Here is an 18870-nt window from a genome sequence, read left to right on the forward strand (position 1 = left end):
CCTCCTTGCCCCATCAGGTGTCCAGACAGAATGAAAAGCGGCACAGCAAGCAGGGAAAAGCTGTCGAGCCCGCCAGCCATGCGCTGGGCGACCGTAGTAAGCGCGGGAATGAAGTCGATTGTCACAACCATGGTGAACAGGGTTGAAAGCCCGATAGCAAAGGCGATCGGTAACCCGAGAATGAGAAATACCGCGAAAGTGACAATCAGGATAAATATGGTCATTACACAACTCCGCCGATTGTGGGGTGGTCGCCAGAATTGTCCTGCTTTGCATTGACAGGGTTTGACCGTGCGTTGATGAAAATATCCTCAAGGCTGAACATCAGGATAAACAGGCCGCTCAGGGGCAGCGCGGCATATACAAAAGCCATCGGGAGAGCCATCGCCGCTGAGGTTTGCCTAAGCTCCCACGTCAGTTGCACCAGTGACGCCCCTCCGCCGATCAAGACAAAGAGCGCAAAGAGCGCAGCCAGCGCGTCACAGGCAATAATCATGCGGTGCCTGCCCGCGGGGCTTGCCTTCTCCTGAAAGATATCAAGCCCCAGATGCCCTCGTTCCCGGTAGAGCAGCGCGGCGCCAAACAGGCCGACCCATATAAGAAGGTAGCGCGCCAATTCTTCGGTCCAGCTGCTGGGGCTACCCAGAAAGTAGCGAGACAGAATTTGCCAAAGCACGACGAGAACCATGATGCCAAGAAGCGTGGTTGTCAGCAGGGCGAGGAATTTACCAATGATGGTATTCAGCCGTGTCATAGCGGTGTGCCTCCCTCGTCGGTTGCGGGCCGTGTTGCCGGGCCAGCGTTTGGCTGCCCGATAGCATCTATGGCATTGAGGAGGTCACCGATGTCTGTGCCCTGATAGGCAGCTTTCATATCTTTTACGGCGGCTGCGAAGGGCGCTTTATCGGGCGTGATGATTTCAACGCCTGCGGCAGCGACAGCGGTTAGTGCCTCTTCCGTGGCCTGACGCCAGAGTTCGCGCTGAAACGCGATACTGTCTTGCATGGCGGCATTGAGCCAGGCTTGCTGCTCTTCGCTCAGCGTGCTCCAGATATGCTCGCTCATGAGCAGTATGTCGGGCACGGAACTGTGCTCATCCAGCACAAAATATTTGCTGATCTCATAGTGGCGGGAACGAAAGAAGGTCGGTGGATTATTTTCGGCTCCGTCGACCACGCCTTGTTGAAGGGCGGTATATAGCTCGCCCCAGCTGATGGGGGTGGCGGCCGCACCCAGCGAGTTGACAAGGTCAACGGCCGTCTGGCTCTTCATTACCCGAATCTTGAGGCCCTTCAGGTCATCGGGCGAGAGGGCGGGCCGGTCATTGGTGTAAAAACTCCGGCTGCCGGCATCATAATAACCCAGGCCCCGCAGCCGGGCGTGCTTGGGTGAGGTGAGAAGCTTCTGGCCAATTTCGCTGTTCAGGACCTGCCAGTAATGCTCATTGTCACGAAAGACATAAGGTAAACTGAAGATCTTCATTTCCGGGACAAAGCTCTCAAGTGGGCTGGCGGATACCTTGGTCATGGCAAGGCTGCCAATTTGCAACAGTTCTACCAGCTCCCGCTCGGTCCCCAATTGGGCATTGGGGTAAAGCTCCAGCCGCATGGTGCCATCTGAATAGTGTTCCAGCCGCTCGGACATATATTGCATCGATTTGTGGACCGCATGCTCTGTATCCAGCGTATGGCCAAGCTTCAAAACGGTGGTCTGCTCAGAGTAATCCTTGCAGTTGCTCAAACATATTGCCATCGGTAGCAATATAAGTTTAAGCAGGTTTTGCTTGCGATAGAACACGAGAGACTTCCCAGATTTATGTATTATATACATGGCCTTAGAATGATATCGCTTGCTTAGTGGCGAGATTCTCATTCACGGGGCTCACTTCCCTTAATGATGGACGGTATCAGCGAAGCAACACGGTGGCAAGACCCTTCACGGTGAGTTGTCTGATGTATTATCATGACCGGGCAGGACGGTTTTCCGCCCATACCATTCCAGTAAGCAATTAAAATCTTTTGATATTAAAGCATTATAGGGAAAGCGGCCAAGACGGTGAGCCAAGAGGGCGTGAAGATTTTTGGTCACGCCTGCGGCCACATATTATGAAGGCTGGACACCCAAGTTTGCCACCAGTAGCATAAAGGCGTCGGAGCCCTTAAGTTGGGCACTGCCTCCATTTTAGGAAAGCTGTTGATGATTGACCAGAATAAAAAGCCAACAATCTCGGATGTTGCGCGTTTGGCAGGTACCTCAAAACGTACGGTGTCCCGTGTATTGAACGGTTCTGCGCTGGTGAACGAAGAAACGCGGGAAAAGGTTCAGGCGGTCATTCAGGAACTGCATTACGAGCCCAATCGTTACGCGAGGGGGCTTGCTGCAAAGCGCTCGTATCTGGTGGGTCTCGTCTATGATAACCCCGACCCGCTTTTTATCGATCAGGTGTTGCGGGGTTTGCTGTCAAAGCTCGGTGAGGCAGGCTTCGAACTTGTGGTGCACCCCTGCACCTACGGTAGCAGCGATCTCGTGCAGGATGTCATGCAGTTTATTCAGCGCGTACAGCTTGACGGTGTTGTCATTATGCCGCCGGTGTCTGAATTGAATTATCTGGCCGGTGCGCTGAAAGATGTCGGTTGTCCTTACGTGCGCATCGAATCCGTTGAACAGGACCGGGCAGAGAATACTGTGGTCTCTGATGACCGCAGCGCTATCCGCGAACTCACGGCTTCGCTGGCGGCTCAGGGGCACCAGCGCATTGGTTTTGTGCCTGGGCCGACACAGTATCTCTCGGCTCGTGAACGTCTGGCTGGTTATGAGGCCGGACTTCGTGACTCCGGCCTGAACCTTGTCGCGCGTTATGTTGCGCAGCAGGGCGACTACAGCTTTGAAAGCGGCATGAAGGCGGCAGAATACCTGCTGAAGCAATCGCCCGCGCCGACAGCGATTATTGCAAGTAACGATCATATGGCAGTGGGTGTCATGAACCAGGCGTCCCTTATGGGCTTTAAGGTGCCAGACGATCTTTCGGTGACAGGGTTTGATGACAGTATTCTGGCTGCGCGGGTTCTGCCGGCGCTCACCACTGTGCGGCGCCCCATTCGGCAGATGGCGGCGTTGGCGGCGGGCAAGCTTTTGGCCCTGATAAGTGGCGATGAAGCGGCTAGCCGCAGGGTACAGACTCATGTCCAGCCAGAGATTGTCGTGCGTTCCTCCAGTGCAAGCCCCGGCCAGCAATAGAGCGACAGCATCATGGTTGCGCGGGTTAAAATTCTATAAGTATATGTTATTAAACAGATAATTAATTTATTTCTTTCGGTGTTGTGATTATATGCCACCGATGGCAATACTTTTAAGACAAAGCGAGACGGGCCTGTGCATGGTGGCAGGTGTTTAGTTTATTGATGGGATTGATAACGTGACGAGCGATTTGGCAGCTTATTTACACCCGGACCGGCTATTTCCGGCTGACAAAGGTATCCGTGATAAAGCGCGGCGCCTCTATGAGCAGGTGAAGGATCTGCCGATCCTTAGCCCACATGGGCACGCTGACCCCAGTTGGTTCGCGGAAAACCGGCCTTTTGATAATGCCACCAATCTGTTTGTCACGCCGGATCATTACCTGATCAGGATGCTGTACAGCCAGGGTATTCCACTTGAAGACATAGGCATCCCGCGTCTGGATGGGAAACCTGTTGAAACCGACATGCGCAAGATCTGGCGTATGTTTGCCGCACATTATCATCTGTTCCTTGGCACACCGACGGCTTTTTGGCTATCCCATGTGTTTTTCGATATCTTTGGATTTGATCGTCCGCTGACTCCAGAAAGTGCGGATTATTATTACGATACGATAGAGGGTAAGCTGCGGAGCGAGGCTTTCCGGCCTCGGGCGCTGATGGACAAGTTCAATATTGAAGTGATTGCCACCACCGAAGGCGCGACGGATACGCTTGAGCACCACGCGGCGCTTCAGGGAACGGCTTGGGCCAAACGGGTGATCACGACGTTCCGACCTGACGATGTTGTTGACCCTGACCGGCCGGGATTCCAACAAAACCTGCTCAAATTTGCCGAGATCAGCGGGCGGGATGTGAGAACGTGGCCAGAGTATCTTGCGGCCCTCCGGGAGCGACGGCAGGTTTTCCGTGATCATGGCGCTACTGCAAGTGATCATGGCGTACCTTCAGCCATGACGGCCGACCTGTCACAAGCGGACGCTGAGGCTCTCTTTGCCCGAATCGTCTCTGATGAATTCACACCCGCTGATGCAGAACTGTTCCGGGCACAAATGCTTACTGAATTTGCTGGCATGGCCATAGAGGATGGTCTGGTCATGCAGTTGCATGCAGGACCGCGCCGAAACTACAACCGGCCGCTTCTGGACCGGTTCGGCTTTGATGTCGGGGCGGATTTGCCATCAGCCACCAACTACATTGATGGCCTTGAGGCGCTGCTCAATAAATACGGCAATGAAACGGCCTTGAGGCTGATCGTATTTACGCTGGATGAAAGCACCTACTCGCGCGAGTTAGCGCCGCTTGCCGGGCATTTTCCCTGTATGAAGCTAGGTCCGCCGTGGTGGTTTCACGACAGTGTGGAAGGTATGGTTCGTTTCCGTCAGCAAGTGACCGAAACAGCGGGCTTTTATAATACTGTCGGTTTTAACGATGATACGCGCGCTTTTCTATCGTTGCCGGCCCGCCATGATGTGGCACGCCGGATGGACTGCCGTTTCCTGGCCACACTGGTAAGTGAACACCGTATGCACATGGATGACGCGGAAACCTTGATACAAGACCTAAGCTACAGGTTGGCGAAGGAGGCCTATAAATTATGATGCGTCTTAACAAACACACACTTGCTGAATTGCCTCGGGATGTCGCGCGCCCGGCGTATGACATAGAGGCTCATGCCGTCGGTATTGTACATCTGGGAATCGGCGCGTTCCACCGGGGTCATCAGGCAGTTTTTTTCGACGATATATTGGCCCGGCATGGCGGCGACTGCCGGGCCGTCGGGGTGTCGCTGCGTAGCCCGGCGGTGCGCGAGCAGCTATCCCCGCAGGACGGACTTTATACACTTGCCGTCATGACGGATAACCGTGTGCAATACCGTGTGGTGGGCAGCGTGGCGGGGGTTTTGACCGCGCCAGAGGATCCCGAGGCTGTTTTGTCGCTTATGGCGGATGAAAGCATCGGCCTGATTACTATGACAGTGACGGAAAAGGGCTACTGTCATGACCCGGCGACCGGAACCCTTCAGGAGAAAAGTGAGGCGGTCCAGCACGATCTCGCGCATCCCGGTGCGCCTACCACTGCAATAGGCTATCTTGTTTGGGCTTTAAAACGTCGGTATGAGGCGCAGCGTGAGGCCGTAACGGTCATGTCGTGTGACAACCTTCCCCATAACGGCCAGCTGGCGCGTGCAGTTGTCCTGCAATTCGCCGGGTTGGTAGACGCCGGGCTCAGGGACTGGATCGCAAAGGCCGTGGCTTTTCCGTGTACAATGGTGGACCGAATCGTGCCGGCAACCACAGACGCTGACCGGGAAGCTTTTGCGTCCTCTACCGGGGTTGAAGACCGGGGGCTGGTGAAATCTGAACCATTTTCACAGTGGGTGATCGAGGATAACTTTGCCTCCGCTGTGCCACCGTTCGAGGTGGCTGGCGCCATGCTGGTTCCCGACGTGGCACCCTATGAAGATGCGAAGCTCAGGATGCTTAACGGTAGTCATTCTGCGCTCGCCTATACAGGTTTTCTTGGCGGATATACATACATCCATGAAGTGGTGGGGAACCCGCATTTTTACGCGTTTGCTGAAAGGCTGATGCAGGATGAGGCAGCCCCATCGCTGAGCTCTGCCGTTAACTTTGATATGGATGTGTATAGAGAGACGGTGCTTGGCCGCTATTGTAACCGGGCGCTCAATCACAGTACCTACCAGATAGCGATGGATGGTTCGCAAAAGTTGCCGCAGCGTATACTGGCACCTTTACGGGCGAACCTGAAAGCTGGGAGACCGCTTGACGCTTATGCGCTCACGATTGCGGCCTGGATCCGTTTCGTGATGGGGTATGACGAGAGCGGAAAGCGTTACGAGGTTCAGGACCCGCTTGCGCCCCGTTTGAAACAGATTGCGGTTGATGCCGGTGAGGATCCTGAAGCCCTGACACGGGCGTTCCTCTCGGTTAAAGAAATCTTTGCGACAGACCTGATTCAAAACGATAGGGTGCGGACGTGTGTAAACAATTGGCTGCATTCTTTTCTTACGCACGGAGTGCATGCGACGCTTGAGGCTTTCGCTGACGCCGGTGATGGACACGAATCTCCCACATATGCGGCCGGGAGGCTGGTGTGACCAAGGCGGTCTTCATAGGCGAATGTATGGTTGAATTTAGCCCGGTTGCGGATGCCACCTATCGCCGCAGCTTTGCCGGGGACACGTATAACGCGGCTGTCTACATGAAACGGTGCCTGCAAGGGCAAGCGCATATCAGCTATATGACCGCAGTGGGGGATGATACAGTCTCCGACGCCATGATCAGCAGTTTCATGAGTGAAGGGCTGGACTGCGGAGACGTATATCGGCTGACAAGGGGCACCCCTGGTGCTTATATGATCAGCACGGACAATGAAGGCGAGCGTTCCTTTTCCTATTGGCGGCGAGATGCTGCGGCGAAAGAAATGGTGCGCCTGATGCGAGCGCAAAACCGGTCGTTGTCGAAATCTGGTGCTGATCTCATTTTCTTCTCTGGCATTAGCCTTGCCATCTTGGACGATGACAGTCGGGCTGGGTTGCTTGATGACATCGCCGAGGCACGCGATGGTGGCGCAACGATTGCTTTTGACCCTAATTACCGTCCTCGTTTATGGGAGTCTGCCGATGAAGCACGCCATTGGCTGGACCGCGCCTACCGGCTTACGGATATCGCCTTTCCCGGTATGGAAGAAGAAGGTGCGTTATATAGCACTGCTGATCCCTACGACGCGCTTGAGCGCATGCAGGTCTATGGGTGCAAGGAAATCGTCCTCAAAGCCGGCGACGCCGGTATGTTTGTGCGCGATGACAGCATGACAGTTCACTTGCCGTTTACCCCTGCGCGCCAAGTTGTGGATACAACCGCTGCAGGCGATTCGTTCGATGGCGCCTACCTGGCCGCATGGCTGGAGGGAGCCGATGCTGGTGCGGCTTTGCGCCAGGCTGCGGAAATCGCGGCGGTTGTTGTCGGCCTTCCGGGGGCAATTGCGCCCCGCGCGGAATTTGATCAGGCGCGCGACAATTTAACATAGGCGTCCCTCTCGCCACCCCCCATTTTCAGCAGAAAACCCTGAAAAGCGTCTTCGGGCGAAAAAAAGGGTCGACTGTTGTTCTATTCTAAATATAATACATCATACAACATACTTGATTACATCTGATTTGATGTGTTCAGGCGTCGTCGTTGTTGGCGCCTCGAGGGATTGAAAAGCCGCAACTTATTAGCTGGCTGGGGTGGATTTACTGCGGGTGAATATGCGCGCCGAGGGAAGTTCAGGACGCACAGCAAAAAAACCGGCTTGGTACCAAACTGTTTTAGGGGTTTAGAGCGCTATGAAGATTGTTGACGCAAAAGTCATTGTAACCTGTCCGGGACGTAACTTTGTCACGATCAAGATTATAACTGAAGATGGCATATATGGGATTGGTGATGCGACCCTGAACGGTCGCGAACTGGCGGTTGCCTCGTATCTTGCCGACCATTTGATCCCTTGTCTGATTGGCCGTGATGCGGGTCAGATCGAAGATATCTGGCAATTCTTTTATCGGGGCGCATACTGGCGTGGTGGCCCTGTGGGTATGACGGCGCTTGCGGCAATTGACGTGGCGCTTTGGGACATCAAAGCCAAAGCCGCGAACATGCCACTTTATCAGTTGCTGGGTGGTCGCAGCCGCAGTGGCGTCATGGTTTATGGCCATGCCAACGGCAACACGGTTGAAGAAACCGTGGAGGAAGTCGGCCGTTATATTGACATGGGCTATAAGGCCATTCGGGCGCAAACAGGCGTGCCTGGCCTCGCGTCAACCTATGGGGTTTCCAAGGACAAGTTGTTCTACGAGCCAGCTGACGCTGATCTGCCGACCGAGAACGAGTGGGACACAGCGCGGTATCTGGAGCACGTACCAACACTATTTCGCACGCTGCGAGACACTTATGGCTATGACCGCCATCTGCTTCACGACGTGCATCACCGTTTGACGCCGATCGAAGCTGGCAGGCTTGGCAAAGACCTTGAGCCTTTCCGTCTGTTCTGGCTGGAAGACGCGGTGTCGGCCGAACTTCAGGAAGGTTTCCGCCTGATCCGGCAGCACACGACAACGCCTCTTGCCGTGGGCGAGGTGTTTGCCAGCATCCATAACTGTCATCAACTCATCACTGAACAGTTGATTGATTATATCCGCACCACGATTGTGCATGGCGGTGGCATTTCGCACATCCGCCGGATCGCACATCTGGCCGAATTATATCATGTAAGAACCGGTTTCCACGGGGCCACGGACCTGAGCCCAATCACTATGGGCGCGGCTCTGCATTTTGATACTTGGGTGCCAAACTTCGGCATTCAGGAGTATATGCGGCACACACCTGAAACCGACGAAGTCTTTCCGCACGATTACACGTTCGAGGACGGCTACCTCATTGTTGGCGACACGCCAGGCCACGGTGTGGACATCAACGAAGAGCTGGCCGCCAAATATGAATATGAACGCGCCTACTTACCGGTAAACCGCCTATCGGACGGCACGATGTTTAATTGGTAATCGCTGAAATCCACGGGAAGACATGAGCAATGAGTACGGCTGTCACTATTCGGCGTTTCCACTTTAGCGAGGTTATTGTCCCTGCCAAGGAAGGGGTGATTGATTCAGCCGAAGTGCGTAAACCGCTCCACATGCTGCCTGTGGGCGGCAAGCGTGAATGGAGCACGCAATTTGACGAACTGCCGAAACTTATTCTGCGGCTTGAACTGAGTGACGGCACCGTTGGGATTGGTGAATTCTACCGGGACCACAACTGGCAACTGGTCAAGGAAGTGTCGGAAAGCCTTATAGGGCAGGACATTCACCGTATTTGCCTGCAGGATCTGCCGATCCCGCTTTGCCGGGAATATGACGGCTTTGAGTGCGCGATCTGGGATGCCTACGCCAAGCTGCTTGGCGTGCCGCTTTATATGTTGTTGGGCGGTGCAGTGCGCGACCGTGTTTATGTCGGTGCATGGTCCAGCCACCGCACGGTCGATGAAGCCGGCCTTGTGGCGAAAAAATATGCGGAGCAGGGGTACGACTGTATCAAGTTCAAGTGTGATCTTGAGGACGATATCGTCTCCTGGTGTGAGCAGATCAAAAAGCATGCTCCTGACATGAAGGTCATTTTTGACCCAAATCAGCGGTGGGAAAACGCTGGCCAGGCACGCCGCCGGCTCAAGGGGCTTGAAGAGGTAGGCAACGTGCTGCTTCTGGAAGACCCCATCTGCAAGTGGATGCTCAAGGATTACGCCGAACTGCGGACGTTTACCTCCATCCCGATCGTGCAACATGTCTCGCTGCCATACGTATATCAGGGCCAGCGGGTGCATGATGCTATCAATGTGATCGAGCACAATGCGGTTGACGGCTTTAACTTCAACGCGGGTCTGGCAAAATTCCGCCAGCTTGACGGTATCGCATCGGCCGCACGGAAATATTGCTGGCATGGCTCGGAAGTTGATCTGGGTGTGCTTGAGGCGATGTATCTGCACCAGTCGATCGCAGCAAAAAGTTGTGTCTGGCCCGGTGATGTTTTTGGCCGGATGTTGCGGTCTCATTGTTTGCTCAAACAACCCATCCGGTTTGAACCGCCATACGCCTTTGTGCCCGACCGGGGGCCTGGTCTTGGTATTGAGCTTGATGAAGAAGCGCTTGCGATGCACCAGGTGTCGGCGGCTACGGTAGAATAGGAAAGACAATGAGTGTTTTTGATAATCCGTTCGTAAGAGATACAGACCGTGCGGAAATATGGGAAATACTGGTACACCGCGACCTCGAAGCGTTCCTGAGGGTCGATTGGGATGCCACCAAGGATGATTTCATTGAAGACGGCTTCTTCGGCATCGATGGTAAGGGCAGAGACAATCCCGATGATTGGGCGATGACGTTTCCCGATCTCGCATCCTATAAATTTCTGTGGCTTGAAGCCGCGCAGCAGAACGCAGACGAGACTGATCTGGAAGCGGTGCGGGAACCCATGTATGCGGCTTCCCGCCTGACATCCATTGACATCAACGGTACAACAGCAATTGCACACAAGGAAATCAAGGGCGCGATACCGAAGCGTGACGGTAGCAAGGAAATCCTCGACTGGCAGAGCCTGTATGTTATGCGCAAGGTTGGCAAGAGCTGGAAAATCAGCTCCTTTGTTGGCTATCTGCCGTCGGTCATGGGCGGCGTTGGCAAGAGCCCGATCACGGCACCGCCCGCCGAGCAACATGTTACAGCCGGGCCATACTCGCCGGTTCTGAGCGTGAAAACTGACGAGATTGTCGTGATTTCAGGCCAGGTGGCGGTTGATCTGGCAGGCGATATCACGAGTGAAAATCTTGAAGAACAGTCCCGCCAGACGCTTGAAAACTGTAAGCGACAATTGGCGAATGCAGGCTGTGACCTCTCAGATGTGTTCAAGGCGAACATATATCTGACAGATCTGGATGGGTGGGACCGGTTTAACAAGGTTTATCGGCAAGTCATGCCGGAGCCCTACCCGGCACGTACCGCGATACAGGCGGTATTGCTACCGGGCCTGCTGGTTGAAATAGAGATGTGGGCAGCAAAGAAATGAGGTGGGAAAACCTCACCAGTCCAGCGCTTGACGCCTTTGACCGCAATACGCCGGTTGTGCTCAATATAGGGGCCATAGAACAACATGGTGCGCATCTGCCGCTTGTGACTGACGCGCTTATCGGGCGTCATTTTACCGGTCTGGTAGATGATGTGTTGGGCGATGATCTTCTTATTCTGCCCCAGGTCTCGGTCTGCTGTTCCGAGCATCATATGAGCTTTGCGGGTAGCCTGACACTTACGCATGAAACCATGTTGGCGTATGTGTCTGATGTTCTGTCGTCTGTTATCGCGCACGGCTTTACCAACATCATACTGTTTAACAGCCATGGCGGAAACCTGGCCATTGGGCAAGTGATCATGGAAAAACTGGGGCACAGGTATCCGGATGTAGACTTTTTCATGCTGACCTGGTGGAAGCTGGCGCCGGAAGCGCTCAAGGCGTTGCAGGAAAGCGAATTTGGTGGCGTTGGCCACGCTTGCGAGTTTGAGACCTCCATGCTTTTGCATATTGCTCCTGAGCTTGTTGACCTTGACGCCGCGCGAGACACACCCTTGCAGACCAGTTTCACTTGGTCGGACGCAGATCTGCTGACCGGCAGCAGGGGCTCACACCAGCGCTCCATGGCAGAACTGACGGCCCACACCGGTGTTTTTGGTGCGCCGAGTTATGCCACAGCCGATAAGGGTAAGAAGATCATCGATATCGTGACGGACGAGTTTGTTATGATGCTGCGAGAAATTTTCGCACGCAAAACCCACCCCCAAGGTTGATCGCGACGGGTTTATTTACCCGACCTGTCCTGGTTCCCACCAATCAACCTGAAAAGGCAACCCCCCGTCCGGAAGGGCGGGGGGTTGTTTAATGGGCCAGGGAAGATAACGGGGGGAGGCCTGGCCCGGGAAGACTGTTCCTTGTGAATTTTGTGCTGCGCTCGTGCTAGTCGAGATAGTCCCGTTCAAGCCATTCAGCGGCATCCCTGTAGGCGCGGTCCAGATCTGGCACGGCTGACTCGTCGCCGCCTATATCAAGCCCAAGATGGCCTTTAAAGTCGACGCGCTGGAGTGTTTCAAGGAAGATGTCCCAACGGATTTTACCGTCTCCGACCGCAAGGTGTTCAAATTTTTTGCCACCATTGTCAGAAATGTGAATGTAGTCGACATGGTCTTTCAGTCGTATCATGGAAAGCGCCAGGTTATCATGCACGGCAAACTGGTTGGCGGTATCGAGCGTGAAACGCAGGTTGTCCCGCTTCATTGCATCGTGAAAATAGAGGTAGGCATCGGTGTTGGACGCGAGCAAGCCTTCCGCCGGATGCATATGATAGGTTAGCCCGTAGCGCGCGGCGATATCACAGGCGATTCTGTATGTTTCAATCAGTGTCGACCAAACGTGGTCCCAGCTTACGTCATGTGGCAGAAAGGCTGATGCAATGACATCTTCGCCATAATGCCTGACAACGGGAATGTCGGCGGGGAACTGATAAGGAGGCAGGGGTGCATTATCAAGCACGCCCTTTGCTCCATACAGTTTGGCTATTTCGCAACCCTTTTCAAACAGGGCAAGTTGTTTTTCGCGCTCTTGGTCGTCAAGGCTGGAAAGTCCGGGTAGTACGACGCAGAAATACGGGACGCTAAGTTCCAGAGACTTCAGTTTCTCGGCAAATGTGTGGCGGTTCTCATAAACCGCCATCAGATGCTCTTCGCGGATGCCTTCCAGTTCCACCGATGTAAACCCAAGGGCTTTCATTTCCTCAAGGTGTTTTGTGGTCATCTCGGCTTGTGGCGGGTAGCCATATTTTGAGATGATATAGAGAAAGGCACAGACAATTCTTTGATCAAACATAAGCTATCCTTTAAAAACATCCAGGATTCCGAGGGTACCAATCACAGCCATAAAGATGGTGAACAGGGTGATGGTCACGAGCAGGAGGTTGGCGGCGGGTGTTGCTTTTTTCTCGCCCATGATCGCTTTTCTGTTTTGCAGGATGGTCATGAGTATGAGGATAAGCGGCGTAACGAACAGTGCGAAAACCTGCGTTATGATCATCACCATGACCGGGCGGCCGCCAAATATCGGCACCACAAGACCCAAGGCCGCGTAGAAAATGATGATGGCCTTGCTCTCAAGTGATTTCAGGTTCATTTGTTGGCCGCGATAATCAGCCAGAAGAAGCGGCACCAGCATATAATGTGGGAAGAGCGACGACAGACCTGCACAAACGATGCCCGCGACAAAAATGGAGATCGCAAACCGGCCAGCCAACGGCTCAAGCAGCTTGATCATGTCTATCGCATTTTCAACGTGCAGGCCCTTGGGGTGCAAGGTGCCAGCCGCAGCGGCCATGATGGAGAGGCTGAGGAAAAACATCAGGAATGAAGAAACGAACGCGTCCCTTTTCTCCAGCTTCAGGTCTGTGGCGGTCCATTTTTTCTCCCGCACGGTGATGGAGCGAGCCACGTAAAGCACACCGCCCATGGTGGTGCCGATCATGCCAGCAACAATCAGGCCTGCGTTGGCCTCTGCCGGAATGCTGGGCACCAGGCCGCGAATGACCAGCGATGCATCGGGAATTACCATGACTGCGGTCATCAGGAAGCTCAGGCCCATAAGCGCCACAAACAGCGCGAGCAGTTTCTCGATGAAGCCGTATTTACCGTTAAACAGCAGAAAGACCAGCATGGCCCCGAACAGGATGGCCAGAATGATGGTGCTGAAGCCCTCGCCATCGGCAGTCAGAGGTTTCGACCATTCGTTCACCACATCCGTGACAATCGCCATAACCCCGATGCTTGAGATCATCTCGGTGAAGACAAGGATCAGCAATACCGTCATTGCTATGGGTTTGCCAAAATGCTTGCGAAAGGTCTGCAGCGCACTTTCACCGGTGATTAGGGTGTAGCGGCCAAAAAAAACGATGAGAAAATACGTACATATACATGACAGCAGCACGGCCCAGGAAAGGATCATGCCGTGTGAAGCCCCGGCTGATGCCATGGTTGTTATGCTGCCGGTACCGATATTGTAGCCGACCAGAAAAAGCCCCGGCCCGATTGTCGATAGAAAGAGAGCAGCTCTTTTCCAGAGTGATGTCACGGTTTGTCTCCCCCCGCTGTCACATATTTCGACCAAAGGTATATAGATGTCTGACATATGACAAGTTATATTTCATGTCTATGCAGATGGCACCCCATAGGCGCGGGGACAGCGGCAGGCAGTCGCGCAAAAGCCAAACACACACGGCCCATGCGGGCGGCGTGTTTTCATAAAAAGGTCTTTTGGTTCAGTCTGTTACGGCTTGTCGCATGTCGTAAGCGGCGCGGTGGCGTTCGATGCTGTTCGCGAGATGCCGACGTGTAGCCTCCCGCGCTGCCGTGGCATCCTGCTTCTCGATAGCTTCAACCATGGCCCGGTGCTCAGACTGCATTTGGTTCAGGCGCTTGAGATGAGGCGCTGGCTCGTCTTTACCAGCCATGGCGAAGTCGTGTTTCATCAGCAGGTCGTGCGGCGGGATCAGATGCGTACCCAGAAAGTTCAGAAAACGCACAAACTGCGGGTTGCTGGCGGCAAGCGCGATGGCATTGTGCAGGTCGTAATCTGATTCAGAGGCGTCTACATCATTTCTGATATTGGCTTCTATCTTTTCAAGCGCCTCGTACATCTTGTCAATTTGTTCAGGCTTCCGCCTGAGCGCGGCGGCACCAGCCATTTCGATTTCGACAGCCATGCGTAGTTCAAGGACATTCATGACCTCCTCAAGGGTGGCCATTTCCTCCGGGCGTATGCGAAATGTTTCGGTGCCTGCTTTTTCGGCAACAAAAGCACCAACGCCCTGCCGGGTAATAACAAGGCCATCAGCTTTCAGTGCGGCTACCGCTTCGCGTACGACAGTACGGCTGACCCCGCCAGAGTTGACCAGGGCCTGTTCGGTTGGAAGCCGTGCACCCGGCGCAAGCTTGCCACTGAGAATTTGAGACCGAAGCTGTTCGATCAACTCAGCGGTCAAGGACATGCGCTTACCCAGAGGTTTGATTAAATTGTCAGCCATATGCTTGACTTTCGCTATTCTTGTTCGTTTTCAAAGGTGGTTGCGTTAACTCTACTCAGTCGTTTCGTTTGCTTCAACAAGTTCTATATATTTTAGTAGCTTATGCATCGAGCTTGTCATGTAAAGGAATGCGCCCAACCCGCGTGGGTCGTTGAGGCGGGTCGGCTGATCCTCATACTGCTGATCGTTGAAGAAGATGGGCGTACCCTTGACGATACCGTGGACGCGGCCATTGTCGTCCACCTGAGCGGCGACGCTTCTCCACCCTTTTAGGGTGGCGTCCAGAAAACTGTCTCTGTCCAGCCAGCCATTGCGGATACCTTCAGCGAAAGCGCGCACAAACATGCTGCTGGCTGATGTTTCCAGATAGGTGTCCGGGTTGTCCAGAACCTGATGCCAACGCCCCTCGTCGCTTTGTAATTTCAGCAGGCCGTTTGCATGTTTCCGAAAAGCAGTGAGCAGTTGGTTATAGTCTGGGTGCGATGGGTCGAGCGCCAGCAGCGCATCAGTTTTTGCCATGATGGTCCAGCCGTTGGCGCGCCCCCACTTGCTTGAGGAGTGTTCGTTGCTGTGCCCAAAATATCCGTGCCAATAGACGCCTGTCGTATCATCGGACAGATACTGGTCAATTTGCAGAATCTGTTTAATAGCCTCTGCCTCATAGCGCGGTGACGCTTCCGCCCGGGCCATTCGCATTAGAATGCCTGCGCCCATGAACATGTCATCCGCCCAGATGGTCAGGGGCACAGGGTTTACCCGTCCGATGGTGCCGTCATCCAGCCGAGGGATATCATTCATAATGTGCTCGGCTGCGCGCTTAGCCAGACGATAGTCCTCACTATCCAGCCCCTTGCCGCTGCCAGCACCATAGGTGCGGATATAACGCTCAGCAAAAGGCAAGGATGTTACGCCTGTATCGTCAAGCAGCGCATAGCGGAAAAAGTGCCCGAAAGGACTGTGCAACAGGCCGCGTTCCTGCCGTTCGCGCGCGATGAGTTCACGCTTTTCGATAAAGAAGTCCATGTGTTGGTTGATGAAAGGCCTGTAGTCAAGTTTTTCGATCGTATCGCTGACCGTATAAAGAGAATCAAGGATCGTACCGGTGAAATAGCGCCAATCGGCATATTCAAGTTTATCGCTGTGTTTGCGCTGTAGATGGATACGCGGCAGGTCCCAGCGAACTGCCTTTCCTTCTGCGCCGTCATAATCGCGGGTGAAATCGAGCGGGCCGGTTTCAAGGTCGCTGCGTTCGGAAAAGGGGTAGCTCTCGGTGGCCAGCGGACCGGCAATGAGGAAATGCATATAGTCCGGTGCGTCTTTAACGCGGGGCGGGCTCAGGGCTATCCGGTGGCCAAGCGACGCGCCGCTCTGAGAGAAAAAGCCAAGCCAGACACGGGCCTCTCCACCCTCTTCCGGGCGCATTTTTACCGAAAGCTTATGCTTGCTGCCCGGCTCCAGTGATACTTTGACGTAAGAAGCGGCGACGTAGCGATCATAATCTATACCCTTTGGTATATGGGCCTCAGTCGTAGCTTCGTCATAAATCACTTCACCGTCGAGCAAAACAGTCACTGCCCCCGCAGAATGGGAGATGCCGAAGCTGGCGGTGGCAAGAGCATCAAGTGGCAATACGTGATCTGGCACGTTGGTGTTGACGGTAACATCGGCGCGCGCCACATAAACGCCGCCCGCGACAGCGCTCAGGGAATCATGAAAATCCAGATACTGGTACCCCTCATCACGTGCCGTGGGCAGCGTGGGTTTGAAGGCAAAGGTGGTATCCTTTACCAGCCGGTCGGCAACTTTTTGTGCGACGGCCTCAGGTTGGGGAAGAGTGCCCTCGGCATAGGCTGTTTGAACGATACCTTGAGCGCCAAGGCTGATAACAGCGCAGACTGCAAATGTCGCTTTGGTCCAGTTTTTCACGTAACTCCCCCTCTTCTTGGAACACATAACTCATTGCTGTGCATGAATTTTTCCACGTTCTTGGTGAATGATTTTTTACACATGCAATGGGAATAGAGCGGCAAACTTACCCTGTTATAATATGTATGACAAGAAGCTAGTTTCGGGCTTGTGCGGCGAATATTTGTATGTCATCCTACAACATGAATGCCAGATATCAGGTCGCTGGTGTACAAGGTTCTGGTTATATTTTCTAAGGGGGAAGGTTTGTTGTATCCGCAGAGTAACGCGTTCAGGGAGGTTGTTGATTGTTCCGGTATCTGGGGTTTCAGGCCAGACGCCGAAGGCACCGGTTTCCGAGAGAACTGGGCTGCAGGATTTACCCCTACCCATGAGTGCGCCGTTCCGGGAAGCTGGAACGAACAGCTTCAGGAATATGGCCTGATGAACTACGTGGGGGGTGCGTGGTATCAGCGAGATGTCCATGTGCCGAACCACTTTGGCGGCAAAAACATATTTGTGCGTGTCGGCTCGGCTGATTTTGAAAGCAAGCTGTGGGTTAATGGCCATCTTGTGGCTGAAAATGATATTCTATGCCTGCCCTATGATGGTATGGCGACGGATTTCCTAAAGCCCGGGGCGAAGGCGCGAATCGTGCTGTGGGTCAGCAACGAGCAGCGCTATGACGCGATTACGCCCGGGGTAGCGATCGAGGATTATGCCAGAGAAGAACGTATCCGCGAGGAACAGTATCCCGCGACGCGGCCAGACTTTTTCCCCTATGGCGGAATACAGCGACCAGTCCTTCTTTGCGCAGTACCTAAGCACCACATCACCGACACCACGGTGACGACACATCTTGATAGTGATGCTGGCCTTGTTAGGGTTTCGGCATGCGTGGATGCGCCCGATGGTCATCAGGTGACATTTACGGTCGCGGGCGCCGGTGGTGAAGACCGTGTTTTAAACGTTGCGATCAACGACGGTGTTGCTGAGGGTGAAATCCGCATCGAGGATTGCCGCTTTTGGTCAACAACGGACCCGTACCTGCACTCGCTTTCTGTTGTGTTGCTGGCAGACGGTGAAGCAGTGGACAGTTACGAGATATCTGTGGGTGTGCGTGAAGTTAAGGTTCGGGGCAACCGATTGTACCTTAATGGCGAGGCTATCTTTCTTCGAGGTTTTGGCAAGCATGAAGACTTTCCGGTGCATGGCCGCGGTCTGAACTTGCCCCTTATGGTCAAAGATTTTGGCCTTATGCGTTGGATTGGCGCCAATTCGTTTCGAACCTCGCACTATCCGTATGCGGAAGAGATACTCGATTATGCAGACAGCAAAGGTGTGTTGGTGATCAGCGAGCTAGCCTCGGTTAATCTTGACTTTCGACTGGTCGGTGATCAGACGCTCGCAAACCATAAACGCACGCTTGAACGGCAAATTGCGCGGGACAAGAACCACCCCAGTGTCATCATGTGGTCTGTTGCCAACGAGCCGGGCTATCAAGGTGAGGCAGAATACAAAAGCCAGGCATGTTATGACTATTGGGAAGAGGTTTGTGGCTACACAAGAAAGCTGGACGCCACCCGCCCGTTGACAGTGGCCAATGTCGGACGAGTTGGTGTTGATGATCCATGCTTTCATCATGTGGATATCATTTCCATCAACCGATACTACGGTTGGTATGACATGCCAGCGCAATTGGACAGGGCTGCGATCCGGCTTCAGGAAGAGCTGGACGAAATTGCACGTCGGCATAACAAGCCTTTGTTGGTTCTGGAGTTTGGGGCGGACACCATTGCAGGCGCGCACAGCACGACCGACCAACTGTTTACCGAGGAATACCAGGCCAAATTCCTCGAGGTCTATTGTGATATCATTGAAAATCATCCCAATGCCATTGGCACCCACGTCTGGAACTTCGCAGACTTTCGTACAGCGCAAAACCATCGCCGCGTGATTCTCAACCTAAAGGGGGTCTTTACACGAACGCGCGAACCAAAGCGAGCGGCCTTCACGCTTAAGGACCGTTGGTCAAAACCATTCACCTATAAAAACCAGACGGGGTAGC

The 18870-nt window shown here is 53.9% G+C and carries 16 protein-coding genes; 9 read left to right on the forward strand and 7 right to left on the reverse strand.

Features of this window, described 5'->3' with window-relative positions; translation table 11 throughout:
* From ACN0VM_RS14220 to ACN0VM_RS14230, 3 genes are all read right to left on the reverse strand, one after another.
* Positions 1-224, reverse strand: a 224-nt coding sequence (locus ACN0VM_RS14220; protein ID WP_417451558.1) for a TRAP transporter large permease subunit, incomplete at its 3' end; no start/stop codon positions are given.
* Positions 224-754, reverse strand: a complete 531-nt coding sequence (locus ACN0VM_RS14225) for a TRAP transporter small permease (RefSeq protein ID WP_417451559.1) — start codon at positions 752-754, stop codon at positions 224-226. The genes ACN0VM_RS14225 and ACN0VM_RS14220, both read right to left, overlap by 1 nt.
* Positions 751-1752: a TRAP transporter substrate-binding protein gene (locus tag ACN0VM_RS14230; RefSeq protein ID WP_417451593.1), complete on the reverse strand. Its 1002-nt coding sequence runs from the start codon at positions 1750-1752 to the stop codon at positions 751-753. Before ACN0VM_RS14230 ends, ACN0VM_RS14225 begins: the two co-directional genes overlap by 4 nt.
* A gap of 444 nt (positions 1753-2196) precedes the next feature.
* Between ACN0VM_RS14230 and ACN0VM_RS14235 the strand changes: the two genes are divergently transcribed.
* From ACN0VM_RS14235 to ACN0VM_RS14270, 8 genes are all read left to right on the forward strand, one after another.
* On the forward strand, positions 2197-3237 hold the full coding sequence (locus ACN0VM_RS14235) for a LacI family DNA-binding transcriptional regulator (protein ID WP_417451560.1): 1041 nt from the start codon (positions 2197-2199) through the stop codon (positions 3235-3237).
* Between the two features lie 178 nt (positions 3238-3415).
* On the forward strand, positions 3416-4837 hold the full coding sequence (gene uxaC / locus ACN0VM_RS14240) for a glucuronate isomerase (protein WP_417451561.1): 1422 nt from the start codon (positions 3416-3418) through the stop codon (positions 4835-4837).
* Positions 4834-6357 carry a mannitol dehydrogenase family protein gene (locus ACN0VM_RS14245; protein ID WP_417451562.1) on the forward strand — a complete coding sequence of 508 codons (1524 nt, stop codon included), beginning with the start codon at positions 4834-4836 and terminating at the stop codon, positions 6355-6357. The genes uxaC and ACN0VM_RS14245 overlap by 4 nt, the downstream gene beginning before the upstream one ends.
* Positions 6354-7289: a sugar kinase gene (locus ACN0VM_RS14250; RefSeq protein ID WP_417451563.1), complete on the forward strand. Its 936-nt coding sequence runs from the start codon at positions 6354-6356 to the stop codon at positions 7287-7289. Before ACN0VM_RS14245 ends, ACN0VM_RS14250 begins: the two co-directional genes overlap by 4 nt.
* Positions 7290-7587: 298 nt before the next feature.
* Positions 7588-8796, forward strand: a complete 1209-nt coding sequence (gene manD / locus ACN0VM_RS14255) for a D-mannonate dehydratase ManD (RefSeq protein ID WP_417451564.1) — start codon at positions 7588-7590, stop codon at positions 8794-8796.
* A gap of 29 nt (positions 8797-8825) precedes the next feature.
* Positions 8826-9971 (forward strand): mandelate racemase/muconate lactonizing enzyme family protein, encoded by a 1146-nt coding sequence (locus ACN0VM_RS14260; protein WP_417451565.1) that lies wholly within the window; start codon positions 8826-8828, stop codon positions 9969-9971.
* Positions 9972-9979: 8 nt separating this feature from the next.
* Complete coding sequence (locus ACN0VM_RS14265) at positions 9980-10849, forward strand: RidA family protein (RefSeq protein WP_417451566.1); 870 nt, start codon at positions 9980-9982, stop codon at positions 10847-10849.
* On the forward strand, positions 10846-11622 hold the full coding sequence (locus ACN0VM_RS14270) for a creatininase family protein (protein WP_417451567.1): 777 nt from the start codon (positions 10846-10848) through the stop codon (positions 11620-11622). The genes ACN0VM_RS14265 and ACN0VM_RS14270 overlap by 4 nt, the downstream gene beginning before the upstream one ends.
* A 166-nt stretch (positions 11623-11788) precedes the next feature.
* On the opposite strand, the gene ACN0VM_RS14275 is transcribed toward ACN0VM_RS14270, so the two are convergent.
* The 4 genes from ACN0VM_RS14275 to ACN0VM_RS14290 all read right to left on the reverse strand — a co-directional run bounded on the left by ACN0VM_RS14275 (position 11789) and on the right by ACN0VM_RS14290 (position 16823).
* A complete protein-coding gene (locus ACN0VM_RS14275; protein WP_417451568.1) occupies positions 11789-12694 on the reverse strand; it encodes a sugar phosphate isomerase/epimerase family protein in 906 nt (301 codons plus the stop codon).
* 3 nt (positions 12695-12697) lie between these two features.
* Positions 12698-13945 carry an Nramp family divalent metal transporter gene (locus ACN0VM_RS14280; RefSeq protein WP_417451569.1) on the reverse strand — a complete coding sequence of 416 codons (1248 nt, stop codon included), beginning with the start codon at positions 13943-13945 and terminating at the stop codon, positions 12698-12700.
* Positions 13946-14132: 187 nt separating this feature from the next.
* Positions 14133-14897 (reverse strand): FadR/GntR family transcriptional regulator, encoded by a 765-nt coding sequence (locus ACN0VM_RS14285; RefSeq protein ID WP_417451570.1) that lies wholly within the window; start codon positions 14895-14897, stop codon positions 14133-14135.
* A 51-nt stretch (positions 14898-14948) separates the two neighbouring features.
* Complete coding sequence (locus tag ACN0VM_RS14290) at positions 14949-16823, reverse strand: glycoside hydrolase family 88/105 protein (protein ID WP_417451571.1); 1875 nt, start codon at positions 16821-16823, stop codon at positions 14949-14951.
* 246 nt (positions 16824-17069) lie between these two features.
* On the opposite strand from ACN0VM_RS14290, the gene uidA reads away from it, so the two are divergent.
* Positions 17070-18869 carry a beta-glucuronidase gene (uidA, locus tag ACN0VM_RS14295; protein ID WP_417451572.1) on the forward strand — a complete coding sequence of 600 codons (1800 nt, stop codon included), beginning with the start codon at positions 17070-17072 and terminating at the stop codon, positions 18867-18869.
* Position 18870: the final 1 nt, after the last annotated feature.

Origin of the sequence: Kordiimonas sp., from assembly GCF_048260245.1 — a bacterium.
GTDB lineage: Bacteria > Pseudomonadota > Alphaproteobacteria > Sphingomonadales > Kordiimonadaceae > Kordiimonas.